10 protein-coding genes and 1 other RNA gene are annotated in these 13,947 nt (G+C 33.2%); all 11 read left to right on the forward strand.

All coding sequences use genetic code 11. The features are described from left to right. The first annotated feature begins 261 nt into the window (after window positions 1–261). Window positions 262–1,923 carry an AMP-binding protein gene (locus AC2D8I_RS07350; RefSeq protein ID WP_484705341.1) on the forward strand — a complete coding sequence of 554 codons (1,662 nt, stop codon included), beginning with the start codon at window positions 262–264 and terminating at the stop codon, window positions 1,921–1,923. Then, the gene (locus AC2D8I_RS07355) at window positions 1,910–3,295 is read left to right on the forward strand and encodes a ferredoxin reductase domain-containing protein (RefSeq protein WP_484705342.1); all 1,386 of its coding nucleotides are present in this window, start codon (window positions 1,910–1,912) and stop codon (window positions 3,293–3,295) included. The genes AC2D8I_RS07350 and AC2D8I_RS07355 overlap by 14 nt, the downstream gene beginning before the upstream one ends. 28 nt (window positions 3,296–3,323) lie before the next feature. Continuing rightward, window positions 3,324–4,103 carry an enoyl-CoA hydratase-related protein gene (locus AC2D8I_RS07360; RefSeq protein ID WP_484705343.1) on the forward strand — a complete coding sequence of 260 codons (780 nt, stop codon included), beginning with the start codon at window positions 3,324–3,326 and terminating at the stop codon, window positions 4,101–4,103. A 27-nt stretch (window positions 4,104–4,130) separates the two neighbouring features. After that, window positions 4,131–4,859 carry a DUF6733 family protein gene (locus AC2D8I_RS07365; protein WP_484705344.1) on the forward strand — a complete coding sequence of 243 codons (729 nt, stop codon included), beginning with the start codon at window positions 4,131–4,133 and terminating at the stop codon, window positions 4,857–4,859. A gap of 76 nt (window positions 4,860–4,935) precedes the next feature. Then, an RNA gene (gene rnpB / locus AC2D8I_RS07370) (RNase P RNA component class A) lies at window positions 4,936–5,243 on the forward strand. Between the two features lie 324 nt (window positions 5,244–5,567). Continuing rightward, the gene (locus AC2D8I_RS07375; protein WP_484705345.1) at window positions 5,568–6,899 is read left to right on the forward strand and encodes a microtubule-binding protein; all 1,332 of its coding nucleotides are present in this window, start codon (window positions 5,568–5,570) and stop codon (window positions 6,897–6,899) included. A gap of 117 nt (window positions 6,900–7,016) precedes the next feature. After that, the gene (locus tag AC2D8I_RS07380) at window positions 7,017–8,078 is read left to right on the forward strand and encodes a hypothetical protein (protein ID WP_484705346.1); all 1,062 of its coding nucleotides are present in this window, start codon (window positions 7,017–7,019) and stop codon (window positions 8,076–8,078) included. Window positions 8,079–8,099: 21 nt separating this feature from the next. Then, window positions 8,100–10,058: an AAA family ATPase gene (locus AC2D8I_RS07385; RefSeq protein ID WP_484705347.1), complete on the forward strand. Its 1,959-nt coding sequence runs from the start codon at window positions 8,100–8,102 to the stop codon at window positions 10,056–10,058. An 88-nt stretch (window positions 10,059–10,146) separates the two neighbouring features. After that, window positions 10,147–11,382 (forward strand): DUF6638 family protein, encoded by a 1,236-nt coding sequence (locus AC2D8I_RS07390; RefSeq protein WP_484705348.1) that lies wholly within the window; start codon window positions 10,147–10,149, stop codon window positions 11,380–11,382. 56 nt (window positions 11,383–11,438) lie between these two features. After that, window positions 11,439–11,960 carry a hypothetical protein gene (locus tag AC2D8I_RS07395; protein ID WP_484705349.1) on the forward strand — a complete coding sequence of 174 codons (522 nt, stop codon included), beginning with the start codon at window positions 11,439–11,441 and terminating at the stop codon, window positions 11,958–11,960. Window positions 11,961–12,067: 107 nt separating this feature from the next. Then, on the forward strand, window positions 12,068–13,822 hold the full coding sequence (locus AC2D8I_RS07400) for a hypothetical protein (protein ID WP_484705350.1): 1,755 nt from the start codon (window positions 12,068–12,070) through the stop codon (window positions 13,820–13,822). The last annotated feature ends 125 nt before the right edge of the window (window positions 13,823–13,947 follow it).

Genomic DNA, 13,947 nt, shown 5'->3' on the forward strand with positions numbered 1-13,947 from the left:
ACATATATATAACTGAAAGAACAGAATTGTTATTTAATATAAATGCTGATACAGGGTTAAAAACGAGTGTTTTAATGTGTTTTTTTATAATTGATATCTAAGAATAACTAGCTAGAGTTCAAACTAATTTTAGTAGTTAAAAATTAATAAAACCTTACAAAGTACTCATTTAAAAAATATTTAAATGTTACTAAACGAACAGGACAGTAGTTTTTTCGAACCTAGTTTTGCTACGTAATAATTTTAATTCCCTCATACTAAATGAAAAATAACGATCAAAAAGACAATTATGCTTATTTAAAAAGTAAAACAGAAAAAAAAATTAAAGTAAAAGCTAGTATTAACAATTATTTGAATAATCAGCTACAGACCTTAACCCCTAAAGAGCAAGTGTTTTTTAAACGCTTTGGTTTTGGCCCTAAGGTAGAACTCCCATTTAGATGCATCCATCATTCCTTTGAATTCTATGCAAGAGGCACGCCAGATAGTATAGCAGTATCGCATTTAGGAGACACCATAACATATAAAGAACTTAATTATCAGGCTAATAAATTGGCTGGGGTTTTGGTTAAAAATGGAGTTAAACGGGGAGACAATGTTGGTTTGTTTTTACAACGCTCTATTCCTATGGTTATTGGTATTTTTGCTATTTTAAAAGTTGGAGCAGCTTATGTTCCGCAGCATGTAGGTGTCGTACCAGAAGAACAATTGAAGCATATAATAGATATTGCCTCAATAAAAATTGTTTTAACAGAATCTAAATTTAAAGATCAAATCCCTCAAATAAACTCTAGCCAAAGTATTTTAATAGACGAAGTAAAAAAACGACCTTATAAATTTCCTACGAGTGTAGGCGTCTTGTTTACTCCTGAGGAAGCTATAGAAGATACCGATAAAGCCTTTGTTATTTTTACTTCAGGAACAACAGGAATCGCTAATGGCGTTCAAGTTTCACATCGCAATATTTGTAATATACTTTTAACAGCTCCAGGAAACCTAGGGATGCGACCGGGATTAAAAGTAGGACAGATTTTAAGTATTGCATTCGATATGGCTGTTTGGGAAATCTTAGGCTGTTTAGCCAATGGCGCTAGTTTAGTTATACGCGGTAAGAGTATTCAAGAAACTGCCGAAAAGGTAGATGTTATAATTGCAACGCCAACAATTCTTAGCACATTAGATATAAACAAATGTAAAAACATAAAAATTGCAGCAGTAGCAGGAGAACCTTGCCCTAAATATTTGGCCGATCAATGGAGTATGTTTTGCGCATTTTATAATTCATGTGGCCCAACAGAAACAACAATTGTAAATACAGCACAGCGTTACTACCCGTCTGATGAATTGCTAACCATAGGGAAGCCAACACCAAATAATACCGTTTATATTTTAGATAAAAATAAAAAACCTTGCGCTATAGGTGAAGTCGGAGAAATGTGGGCTGGCGGTCATTGCGTGTCTTTAGGTTACATAGGTAATGGCCCTTTAAATAGGGAACGTTATGTCGCAGATCCATTTTTAGGACAAGGCCATAAGATGTTTCGAACTCGCGATCTTGGAAGATGGACTGTAAACGGAGAATTGGAACATTTTGGACGTGTGGATGATCAAGTTAAGGTTAAAGGTTTTAGGGTTGAATTAGATTCTATATCTAATGTTTTGGAGACTATTCCTACCTGTAAACGAGCTGTAGCTTTAAAATATGACTCTAAAACCCTAGTTGCTTTTGTAAGCCCAGAAACAATATCAGAAGCAGAGGCTAAGGATAAAGTGCTAAAAGCTTTGCCTTACTATTGTGTTCCAGAAGTGATTATCGCATTGAATGAGTTGCCAAAAACAAATAGAGGAAAAATAAACAAGAGATTCTTAATGAATTTGGCAAAAAAACAACTAGAAAAAAAGAAATGTGATGGAAGTAATTAATAAAGATATAGTAAAAAAGAAAGAAAAGGAAAGGGCGCATATTAATTTTGAAGACGTGGTTATGCCTCCTAAGCAACCTTATTATAAGCGCATATGGAAAAAACCATCCTTAATGCAATACAATAGGCTAATAACATTAGTAACTATAGTTAATATAGGGGTTTTAATATACGGGCTAACAACAGGGAATTGGTGGCGTAGTGACGGAATTGCATTGGAAATAATTGCGAATATTACCATTGTTAATATTACAATAGCCATTTTAATTAGGCAGCAATATGTTGTTAACCTATTGTTTAAAATAGCAACAAGTATTCCAACATCATGGCCATTAACTATTAGGTGGGCAGCAGCAAAAATTTACCACTTTGGAGGTATTCATATGGGAGGAAATATAGCCGGAACAATTTGGTATGCCATTTTTGTAGGTTCGGTTTTTTATGCATGGCTATACAATTTACAAGGTGTTTCCTCTGCATTAGTATTAGTAACTAGTAGTATAATTCTAGTACTCGTCTTAATGGTGATTATGGCATTGCCTAAAAATAGAGCTAAGTTTCATAATAGGTTTGAATTAACTCATCGCTTTGGAGGTTGGATGGCATTGGCCTTATTTTGGGTACAAACATTAGTGTTTGTGAAACTTCATAAAGGAGAATTAGGTTATGGAGAAGCGTTAACATCTGCAATGGGGTTTTGGGCCTTATTATTAATAACAATAAGTATTATAATTCCTTGGCTGCATCTTAAAAAAGTACCCGTAGAGGTTGTAAATCCATCTTCACATGTTGTTTTGGTGAATTTTAATTATGGAGTAACGCCATTTGCAGGATCATCTACAACAATAAGCAGAAGTCCATTGCGAGAATGGCATTCTTTTGCTAATGTACCAGCACCAGGAAAGGAAGGGTTTCGATTAACTATATCTAGAGCAGGAGACTGGACGGGAAATTTAATAGATGATTTACCTTCTCATCTTTGGGTTAAAGGGATTCCAACGGCGGGAGTAGGTAATATAGAGAAATTATTTAAACGTGTTGTTTGGATAGCAACAGGAAGTGGTATAGGACCTTGTATTCCTCATTTATTATCAAAAGAAGTGCCTTCAAGATTAGTTTGGGCAACCAGAAACCCAAGAAAAACGTATGGTGATGATTTGGTAGACGAAATTTTAGATGTACAACCCAATGCTATTATTTGGAATACCGATTCTCACGGAAAGCCAGATATGGTAAAATTAGCCTATAAAGCCTATAAAGAATTTAATGCAGAGGCCGTAATCTGTATTTCTAATAAAAAATTAACCTGGCAGGTGGTACATGGTATGGAAATTCACGGCATACCTGCTTATGGAGCCATTTGGGATTCCTAAATAGAATTAACTTTTCAAATACATAACGATGAACATAATAGAAAAACATTATGGAGGGGTTGTAGTGCTACAACTTAACCGTCCCAAAGATCTAAATGCTTTAAATACAGCTGTAATGGTCGATATGGTAAACACTATGCAAAGGCTCGATAAAGATCCTAATATAGGTTGTTTTATAATTACAGGCAATGAAAAAGCATTTGCAGCAGGAGCCGATATTAAAGAAATGATAAATAAAACCTATCTGGAAATGATGGCTGAAGACTTCTTTGCAGGCTGGGAGCAATTCGCAAATATAAAAACGCCTAAAATAGCCGCAGTATCTGGTTATGCTCTTGGAGGAGGCTGCGAATTAGCTATGATGTGTGATCTAATTTTTGCTGGAGAAAATGCAAAATTTGGACAACCAGAAATAAAATTAGGTGTTATCCCTGGAATTGGAGGTTCTCAACGATTAACAAAACTTATTGGTAGAGCAAAAGCAATGGACATGATTCTAACAGGGAAATTTATTGATGCTATTGAAGCCGAAAGAGCTGGTTTAGTATCTAGAGTGTTTTCAACCGAAACACTTTTAGAGGAAACCCTAAAAGTAGCAAAAACCATTTCTAGTTATAGTAAACCAATAACACGAAGAGTAAAAGAAATTGTGGATAGAGCTGAAGAAATAGGACTTAAAGAAGGCCTCCTATTCGAACGAAGTATATTTCATAGTTTGTTTGCTACTCAAGATCAAAAAGAAGGTATGAGAGCCTTTATAGAAAAAAGAAATCCTGACTTTAAAGGGTTTAAAACAATTAAAAAATAATTAACCATTAAACTAAATATTAAGATTATGAAAAGAATAATAATTATTGCATTGGCTTTGATAGCACAATTTACTTATGCACAAGACTCTAATAGTGAGGGAAAAGAAAAGAAAAAAACAAGTTTCGCTATAATGCCAATACACAATAGTGTGGCTGGTTTTTCCAATGTTTTTTTAGGAAACTATGAACTAGACGATAAAAAAAACTTGACTTTTTATAGTGTATTTTGGAATAATCCTAGTTTTGGAGGATTAACAGGAAGCGATTTGTTTTTAGAGACAGGAGTTGGATTAGGGTTTAAATTGAATAAATGGTACGTAAATCCTACGTTAGGATTCGGTCATGGTAAATTCATGTCGAATAGTACAGAGACAACAATAGGAGAAGCTATTATACCTAGTGTATTGGTGTTGTATAATTCAAAACGATTTGAGCTAGATAGTTACTTGGCTTGGTACAAGTCTTTTAGAAAAGGGAACGGAGATGCTACGAGAGATCTGGTATTAAATTGGATTGTACCAGGTTATAAGGTTAGCGAACATTTTTCCTTTGGAGCATTCTATGAGAGTTTTACACAAGTTAGAACAGAAAATGGTGAAAATGAGGACCATATATACCAATGGTTAGGAGGCTATGTAAAGGCGACCTTAAACAACGGGGTTTGGTTTCGATTTGCTGCAGGACCAAACTTGGCTACAGACTTAGGAACAAGTAAGGAATTTTATAAAATACAGGCGTTCATACCAATTAATTAAACAGTGCTAAATACTAACTTTAAAAAATCGCTTAGAAACTGTTTCTAGGCGATTTTTTTTGTCTTACTTTTGCCAAGAAGCAGATCGCCTTATCGCGTCTTATAAGTTATTAAGATGAGGAAAGTCCGGACACCGTAGTGCAATATAGTGGTTAATGGCCACCAGTCGTAAGGCTAGGAAAAGTGCAACAGAAAGTATGTACAGGTAATGCTGTAGTGAAACCAGGTAAACTCTATTAGGTGCAATGTCATGTATACCAACGTTTGAGCGTGCACGCGCGATTGTTGGAGGGTAGACAGCTAAAGTGTGCCAGTAATGGTTCATGTAGATAAATGATAAGGGCTCGAAAGAGTACAGAATCCGGCTTATAGATCTGCTTTTTTTATTTTTATGCACTTATAAGTGCTTGAAAATTATTTCTTTTTCATTTAAAAATTAAGCGCATTTGTAAAAATAGCAGCTCATCTTAACTTTATGTGTTCAATTTGATTCGTGTTTGTTTTAATATAAAGGGTAGAAGTATACTGTTAAATAATGCACTTTTAATCTTTTATATAAGTATACAAAAGGAAATAAAACACTTTGAAAAAAATGTAACAATTAATAAAAAGAGAGTACTTATAAATTGAGTGTAACTATTTTACAACTAATATTTTTTAGCGAAATTGCTAAACTTAATTCTGTTCAACCATTAAAATTAAATATATTATGTCTGATGATTTTGATTTATTAGAAACTAATGCTAACGAAAAAAAAGAGAAAGTAGATGTAAATTGGGGAAAGGCTATAGATACAATGAAATCTAAACTTGCTCAAGAGAAGGACCCTGAAAATCGTCAGAAAATATTAAATGCAACCTTAGACGACGTTGTACAAATGGCAGAGAAAGACAGAACCTCTCTTTTAGATGCTATTAAAGATTTAACAGATTATCAAGATGAGGTTGGTATTCTTTTTGAACGTTTCTCGGCACTAAATGAAACAGAACAAAAAGTTATAGACGATGCTCAAAAGGCATTAGAACGCGCTAAGATTGCATTAGAAGATGCAGAACAAATGCCAAACACATGGTGGAACAATCTTTGGGGAAGAAAAAGTAAAATAGCGAACGCTACAGATGTATTGAAAGTTGCTGAGAATGTAAGGTCTGGTGCAGATAATAAGGCAAAATCAATGTTTCAAGAGCGTATAGAAAGTGCAGATGTACAAACGTTGTTAAGTGAATTATCATATAAATCTCAAGCAGCCGTAACGCGATTGAAAAATCGTGAAGTAGAAATTAAGGAGGTCGAGGAGAAGCTTAAAGGTGCTATTGTAGAGGCGTCTAAAAATCATACCAAAGCTCTAGAGAAGAAGAAGGAAGTAGAAGCGACGTTAGAAGAACAATATGCTTTGTTAAAACAAGCGCGTCAAGAATTAGAAGACATTGCCGATAAGCAATCTACAGCGTATTCGGAAGCTATTGGTAAAATGACAGGATTAGAACAAAAAATTGAAGGATTAGAAGGCCTTAAAAATGCCTACACCACTTTAGCAGCTTCAAAAGATAGTTTCGTGCATAAACACAACTTAACAATAAAAGTTTTAACCTCTTTGCGAAGTAATTTACAAACACATAGAGCTAAACTAAAAAGTGATACAGAAGAACGCCTTAAATATTACGATGGTTATGTTGTGGCTTTAAAAGCAAGAACAGATCAAGAATTTGCTGCAATCCTAGAGCATTTAGGAGTTAAAACCGATGAGCATATAGGAGAAACATTAGCATCTATGCATTCTGCAAGTGCAAGGGCACGACAAGAAATGATGGATAATATTCCAGTACACGAAAAAGTTATGCAAGGTGTTTATGGAAGTTATGCCGAAGCATTACATGAAATTCGTTCTAAAGATGAAGCTATTCAAAAGAACTTTGCAGAACGTTATGGTATCGATATGAAAGCGCTTTTTGAGGATTATTATGCGGTAAATAAAAATGAAAACGATACGGTGTCTACGCCTAAGAAGACAACAGCTGAAGATAGCGATTTACTAAGTTAATTTGTGTTTTTGAAAAAAGAAACATTTGTGAGAAATATTTAACAGGTTTGAGATTGTTTTGTAATTAAAAGCAATAGAAGGAAAGGGAAACCATTTACTTTAATTATTATATAGAGAATGTCAATAAATCATATCGTAACACCTTTAGATTCGGCTACTTTAGATGCTAAAAAGCAATATGTGTTCTATCATAAAATAGTAGATTTTGCATTAAAAGAGCTAATTGTAAGTGTACAGTATAATAAATTAGGAAGCCCTCAAGAGTTAATTTTCTTTAAACAATATTGTGACTTACTATTATATTCCATAGAAGCTATGCGTATTAAGTATATGTATGACGCGGAAGATAATATGAAAGTGGATTTAACAGATTCTGGATTTCCGAACTATTTAGAGTTTCGTTATTTGTATAACGATTTGTCCCTTCGCGATAATTATATAAACAAGCTAAAAGATGTAAGCGAGTTACAGGAAGAATTCTTAGATCAGTTATTACGAAAAAAGCAAGCTATAAGAAAAGATAAACTTTTTCAGGCAGCATCTATCGTTTATTATACATCTGTTGAACATAAATATATTTTTAACCGTTTTGTTCAAGGTAAAATTATAAAAGCGGTAGAAAACACATCAGCAGGTTATTTAACGAGTTGGAGTTTTTACGATGTGTCCTTAAATAGGCCATTTATTTGTTTTATGTATTTCGACTATGAAGGTCAAGATCCTTTAAATGAAAAAAGTAGTATTTATGATGTCTTAAAAACAGTGGCCGATCGTAAAATGCCATTAGATACAATGGCATACGGCATCGATCGAAAATTAAAGAATGTAAAACCAAAGCAATTAAAACGTATTGATTTGGGACCCGTTCACAACGTGTTTGCAAAGAGCGAAAATGAATTGACACAGACGCTTTTAGAAAGTATATCTAAAAAGGAAATACCTATTGAATCCTATGCAGTATCTCTTAAAATAGATGAGGTGTCGTCTAAAGGGGCGTTTAAAGAAGGGGGCTATTTTTCAAAACAAATTATGCAAAAATGGGATTCAGTATTAACACAAAATTATGTGTTTGCACCACATCGTATTATTCAATTATTATATAGCAAAAACGCAAATATAATGAATGGGCTGGCTAAACCACCTTTTCAAATTTCGGATTTAAAAATTAATAAACTTTAAATTAATATTCTGTAATAAAAAATGGAACATAACTCAACCTTTCCTATAAAACAAAGTGAATTAGATCTTCTTCGCGAGACAGCTAGTGGATATTTAAAAAGTGTACAATGGGAACAAGGGGAACGAGCTAAAAATAAAGATAAAGAAGCTAAAGCGGAGTCTATATTGCTGTACTTGTCTAGAGCTAATTCGGGAAGAGGCACAAGTACAACGACTTCAGTTTCTAAAACAGTACTGGCGTTAAAAAAACGTTTGTTACCCGATTCTGTAGCTTTACCAATGCGTTTAAACCAAACGTTATATGCAGTACAAGAAGGCTTAACCATAGGGCTTTGGATAAAGGACAGTTATTATGATGCCTCAGGTTTGTCTGCGTTAAATGAACGTAAGTCAACTTTGAATTCTAATGGAAAACGAGAATTTGAAAGTAAAATACATACGGCAACAGCATTTATGTTATTTGCAACAGCATACCATATTTTACATAATCTAAAGCCTTTTGCATCAGAGGATTTAAGTGTGATGAAGCAAAAATTTGCAGGCCTTCCAGAAGTCTCGTTCTTATCGCCATTAAAAGGCGTGGCATGTAGTCTATTCTATTTTGATAAATACTTGAGTCATCCAGAGGTTATAAATACAGATAAAGATGTTATCGATTTTACAGTAGTGTATTATGAGGCTTTAATAGCCGAAATTTTATTACGCAAAGGGAGTTTGGAATATGTAGAAACTATCGAGGACCGTTCCTATAAGTTAGAAAATTCAGAATTTGCAATATCTGGTTGGAATAATGTATTCGCTGGAACAGCAAAAAGTATAGTGTTTAATAAGGTAAATTTTGAAGAAATTGTAGGAAATAGAGACGCAAAGCATTTTGCGAGACGTTTAACAGAACGGATGTTAAGCTATGATTTTGAAGCAAAGAAAAACCCTTTTCAGGAATTAGGCGGTTTTATGCCTGTATTTATGGGATATGGAATTCCAGGTACAGGAAAAAGTATGTTAATTTCGGCCATTGCAACTCGATTAAAAACGCATTGCGACAACCTGGAGATTCCTTTTTTGTTTCATCCTATGCCAGATACATTAATAAGTACCTTTCAAGGAGGCTCTGCCGAGAAAATGGTGGCATGGATGAAACCAATGCAAACGTCTTCAAAATTAATATTCGCACCAATAGATGATGCCGAAAATAATTTACAAGAACGCACAACACAAGGTGTTTCTGCTGGGGTTAAAGAAATAATAGGTGTTTTTTTACGCTATACAGAAGGGGCTTATGCCGTTAATCATGGAAATAGTACTATTGGCTTATTTACCAATCTACCAGAAACGCTAGATAAAGCTGTCATTTCTCGTGTTCAAGGGCGCTTTAAAATCGATGGCGCAAGAACAACACACGATTTCTTGGATCAAGATTATTTATGGTGGAAAAAATTAGATAAAACACTGCCAGATTTTGTGAATATGGTTAGTCCAAAAAAATATGCTTTTTTACAAGATCAAGGCTTGGCAAAAAACAGAGGAGATATTTTAAAGGCAGTCGAAAAACCATCAGAAGCAAGTGTCCTTGAAGCATATTCAAAAGTAGAACGCGTGTACAAGGCTAAGGATCATTTATTTTATGCCAACTTATACAAAGAAATACAAAAAATATTTCCGTTTTTCTCTTCTAGAGACGTTAGAAACATACAATCTGCAATCTCAATGCGTTTAACAGATTTTGATTTGGAACATGATTGGTTTGATAACCCCGAAATTTATTTTAAAAAGAATTATAAGACCAAATTTAATATGCTTCAGGAATTAATGAAGGCTAATATGAAAGGTTTAAATTTTTCAGAGATTAGAAGGCAAGAAGTCGTGCGTTATTTAGATCAAGTGGCAACCATTGCAGATACAGATTTTAAACGCAAAGTAGACGCAAAGATAAATCAAATGAATATAGATTTAAAGGCAAGAGCGGCATTTAATAAATAAGCATAATGAAAAATATTTTTTGAATGGTAAATTCAATATTAAAGAGTGAATATTCCATATTTTAGAAAACGACAACTTATAATTGGCGATGCAAAAATTAAAAATAGCGAATCTATACAGAAGTGAATTAATTCCAATAAGCGGAAAGCTTGTGGAACGTTATAATAAATGCTTGATAAAACTAGGGTTTACAAAAACAGAACTGAAAACCTTTTCTATAGATGGCATCGGGTGGAGCCCTGAAATTGCAGCAGAAAAAGAAGACCTTCATTATTTAAATAATGGAGAAGCGAACCTACATGGTATTATTATTTCACCATTACAAAAAGGAAAGCCATTGTATGAGCCATTTCATTCTTTTGATAGAGAAATGATGCAATATGTGTTTAAAACGCATAGAAATAAAATTGAGGATATTACCAGAGATTGTGCTATTTGTTTAGATTTTGATCAGAGTATTGATGCGTTTTATGAACCCTTAGATCTTTTAAAATATGATAAAGTAGCGATACGTTTTCATTTAATAAATGATTTGGATAAGATTCAAAAGCAACAATTATATCTCATAGAGAAATTTAAAGAAGGGAATAATTTTATAGATGAAAGTTTACAAGAACAATTATTAGAGTTGGCTAAAAATTATGGCGATTTACGACATAGGGATTTAGATTTGTATGAACTTCAGTATACAACAAATTCATTCTATACTAAAGCTTTCGGAGGTATATATTTGTTGCGAGATTTTATTATGCCCATCGTTGTTTTCGAAACTAAAAAAAATTATGAGGAAGCCATAAAAAATACGCTTACTGGTGTTTTGATTTACCATATTTCTCAGTACGAATTAATGGATAAATTGAGAAGCCACGATATTATAGAATATGACTTGGAAGAAGTTGTAAGGCAACCGAGATATGAACGTATTAAAAAATATGAATTTGCTAAAGTTTTAGAAAAGACAGAACATCCTATTCAGAAAATATTGATTGATAATGTGTTGTTTAAAAGTTATTTGAATAAAATTAATTTAAATACTCGTAAGCGCGTTATGAGTGTAGAGCGCTATCTAGAAAAGCAGGAAACCAGTAACCAATATAAGATTACAGATATTATAGATACAAAACTATTTGAGGCATTGCATAAACCGCACTCATCGATTAGTGTAAGGCATCACGATTTAATATGGAAGTTGTTAGTAAATGTCGCTCCTAAGGACGTTTTGTTTATGTATTGGTATGATAAGGAACAGTTTTATAAGACGTACAAGACTTGGGATGATTCTTTAAAAGATTGGGTTATAAATATCATTAGTAACAATATTTAGAAATGGGAGACTAATTTTATAGGAAACGCACTTAGTAATAAAAACAAATTAATATTATGACACTAGACCTTATTGTATTTATAGCAGCTATACTGTTTGGAATATTACTCTATTGGAGAGAGTCTAAGGGAAATGGATTATATCGTTTTTTTAATAAAATATTTAATTCTAAAGCACTTCAAATGAAATTAGAAGACCCCAAAGGCTTTGTTTATAAGCAAGATTTAATATTGAGAATTGTTTTTATAACTGCTCTATTTTTAATCGTAATACTCGTATTTCAATTTTTAATTCCTATACATATTAATGTTATATCTATGTTCGTATCCGGTATCGTAGGAACGCTTACAGGAACATATTTGTCTCAGTTTATAATAAAATCTAGTAATATTATTGACGATAAGTCAGAAGTGTTATCAGATATGGTACATCATACTTTAAACAAAGGAAAGGGTTTTATTGACGATATAACTCAGAGTGATATGCCAAAATCAGAAGCGAAAGCCTCGAGTAAAGTGCCTGAAGCACAAAAGAAAAAAAGTGCTAGGGAGCGGTTAAAAGATAAAGGCTATATGTAAAAATTATGCAATTATTACTTTTGAGTAACGTTGGTAAGACCTTGATTTATCTAGGTTGTATGAGGCTAAAGATTAAAAATATATTTCTATAAAAAGATAGTAAAACGATGTTAAAAAATTATTGGAACAAAGGCAGCAAGCAAAAGCGAATCATTATATTATTAATGCTCGTTATAATTATAACGCTTTTCTTTTTAAGAGACGACTATCAACCAGCTTTGTTATTTGTTAGAAAATTTATTTTTATAATCCTATTAAGTACTGCCGTTTTATTTTTTGGTTTTCGAAAATTTAGAAAAACACCGTCATCAGGAAAACGTTTAAGAATTTTGGGGGTGTTGTCTCTTTTTTTTGTGATTTTATATGTTTTAGGTTGGTATTTAAAGCTATACGATTATATGAAAACATATAATGTTTTTAATACTTTAAATAGAATAGAAATAAATGAATTGCCATTAACGCAAAACGAACGTATACAACCGTTACGGAATATTTTTTCTATGGCTAATGAGAGTGTAGGGGAAACCAAAGATGTTTCGCTACCTCATTTAGTTAGAGTTGAAAATGAGAACAAATGGACGATGGCCATTCAGCCTTCAGAAAAATATGTATGGCAAGGCATAAATGATAATATAGAAGAAGTATTTGCTGTTTCTAGTACTACACCATTTCCACGATTTTCAAAAAATAACCGTATTCCTGTAACATTCTCGATAGGGGAGTCTTTAAGATTTAGTCGTAATACTTACAATGCCGTCGTACAACGGTTTAATATATTGCAATTATTCAATATGGAACCTAGTGATACCTTTTATATGAAAAACGATTCAGGACAATGGGTAGAAGTGGTGAGTTTAATAAAATGGAAAGGCTTTTTCTTTCCTTATCCCTCTTTTGGAGGCGTAATGGTTATTGAAAGTGGTGCGCATAGTTTTAAAGATTATATAGAACGCATAACAATAGGGAAAGGCACATATATAAGTCCTGAAGCGATGAAAAACCACCCCTATTTAACAAGACAAAATACAGTGGCAGAAAAAGTGTCTCGTTTACAAGCCGAATCGTTAAAGTTTTTAGGAGGATTTAGCGACCCTTTACCTTGGAATATGAAAACAGCCGTTAAGATCCCTAATTTAGCCGATGATCAAAACCAACAGCCATTTGTAACCGATTTTGACTTTTCGGGCACTAATATAGATGCTTATAGTGGATTATATCATTGGTTTGGATTGGAACCCGTTGGTAATGAGCGCACAAGTTTAACCTATAGTGTGTTTGTTCCAGCCGATGGGACAGATCGATTGTATTATTATGATCATGCTTCGAAAAAACAAGGATATGCAGGTGTTTCGGCAATGCCTTTAAAAGTTATAGAGTCTCGAAAAGAATTTGATTGGTCCGTTAATAAGCCCGTTGAATTTAGACCTTATATTAAGCATATTGCAGGACGAAAGCGCTTGTTTTTTTTAGGAACAATTGCGGCTATTCGTGACGGTTCAGGTCATTTTGATGGGGCTGCAACTCCAGATTTAGCATTGATAGATAGTGAGTATAGAGATGTGGTTTGGATTGATGTAAAGCATCCGAGTCAATGGGAAAAGAATGTTTATGAGCAATTAAATGAAGCTTGGCGTTCTAGTGAAGGTATTGGAGATTATTTTGTAGAAGATATAAAAATTATTGATAATACCTACGGATTAAATGATGGTAGTCTTTTTATAGATGCAAGAGGAAATCAAAAAGAAACAGAAAAAAATAACGCAGCGATCAAAGTACTTCAAAATAAAATAGACTCTATTAAAAAAATAAAAATAACAAACAAAATTTCTAAATTACCACGAGAGGTTGATTCTGTTCGGTAGCGTAAAAGTGCGCTCATAAGGACACTATCCTAAAAAGTGTGTAAGTTCAAAATTTCAGGGTTAGGTTATTTATATCCTAATCCTGTTTTCAAATATAGCTAAAAATTGGTTTAGTATAAGTCCCC

Source organism: Lacinutrix sp. YIN62 (genome assembly GCF_057219185.1).

What these genes read in the sequence shown, in the direction of transcription:
- AC2D8I_RS07355 (WP_484705342.1), top strand. Translation starts at nt 1,910, where the DNA reads ATGGAAGTAATTAATAAAGATATAGTAAAAAAGAAAGAAAAGGAAAGG.
- AC2D8I_RS07390 (WP_484705348.1), top strand. Translation starts at nt 10,147, where the DNA reads ATGCAAAAATTAAAAATAGCGAATCTATACAGAAGTGAATTAATTCCA.
- AC2D8I_RS07365 (WP_484705344.1), top strand. Translation starts at nt 4,131, where the DNA reads ATGAAAAGAATAATAATTATTGCATTGGCTTTGATAGCACAATTTACT.
- AC2D8I_RS07380 (WP_484705346.1), top strand. Translation starts at nt 7,017, where the DNA reads ATGTCAATAAATCATATCGTAACACCTTTAGATTCGGCTACTTTAGAT.
- AC2D8I_RS07360 (WP_484705343.1), top strand. Translation starts at nt 3,324, where the DNA reads ATGAACATAATAGAAAAACATTATGGAGGGGTTGTAGTGCTACAACTT.
- AC2D8I_RS07375 (WP_484705345.1), top strand. Translation starts at nt 5,568, where the DNA reads ATGTCTGATGATTTTGATTTATTAGAAACTAATGCTAACGAAAAAAAA.
- AC2D8I_RS07385 (WP_484705347.1), top strand. Translation starts at nt 8,100, where the DNA reads ATGGAACATAACTCAACCTTTCCTATAAAACAAAGTGAATTAGATCTT.
- AC2D8I_RS07400 (WP_484705350.1), top strand. Translation starts at nt 12,068, where the DNA reads ATGTTAAAAAATTATTGGAACAAAGGCAGCAAGCAAAAGCGAATCATT.
- AC2D8I_RS07395 (WP_484705349.1), top strand. Translation starts at nt 11,439, where the DNA reads ATGACACTAGACCTTATTGTATTTATAGCAGCTATACTGTTTGGAATA.
- AC2D8I_RS07350 (WP_484705341.1), top strand. Translation starts at nt 262, where the DNA reads ATGAAAAATAACGATCAAAAAGACAATTATGCTTATTTAAAAAGTAAA.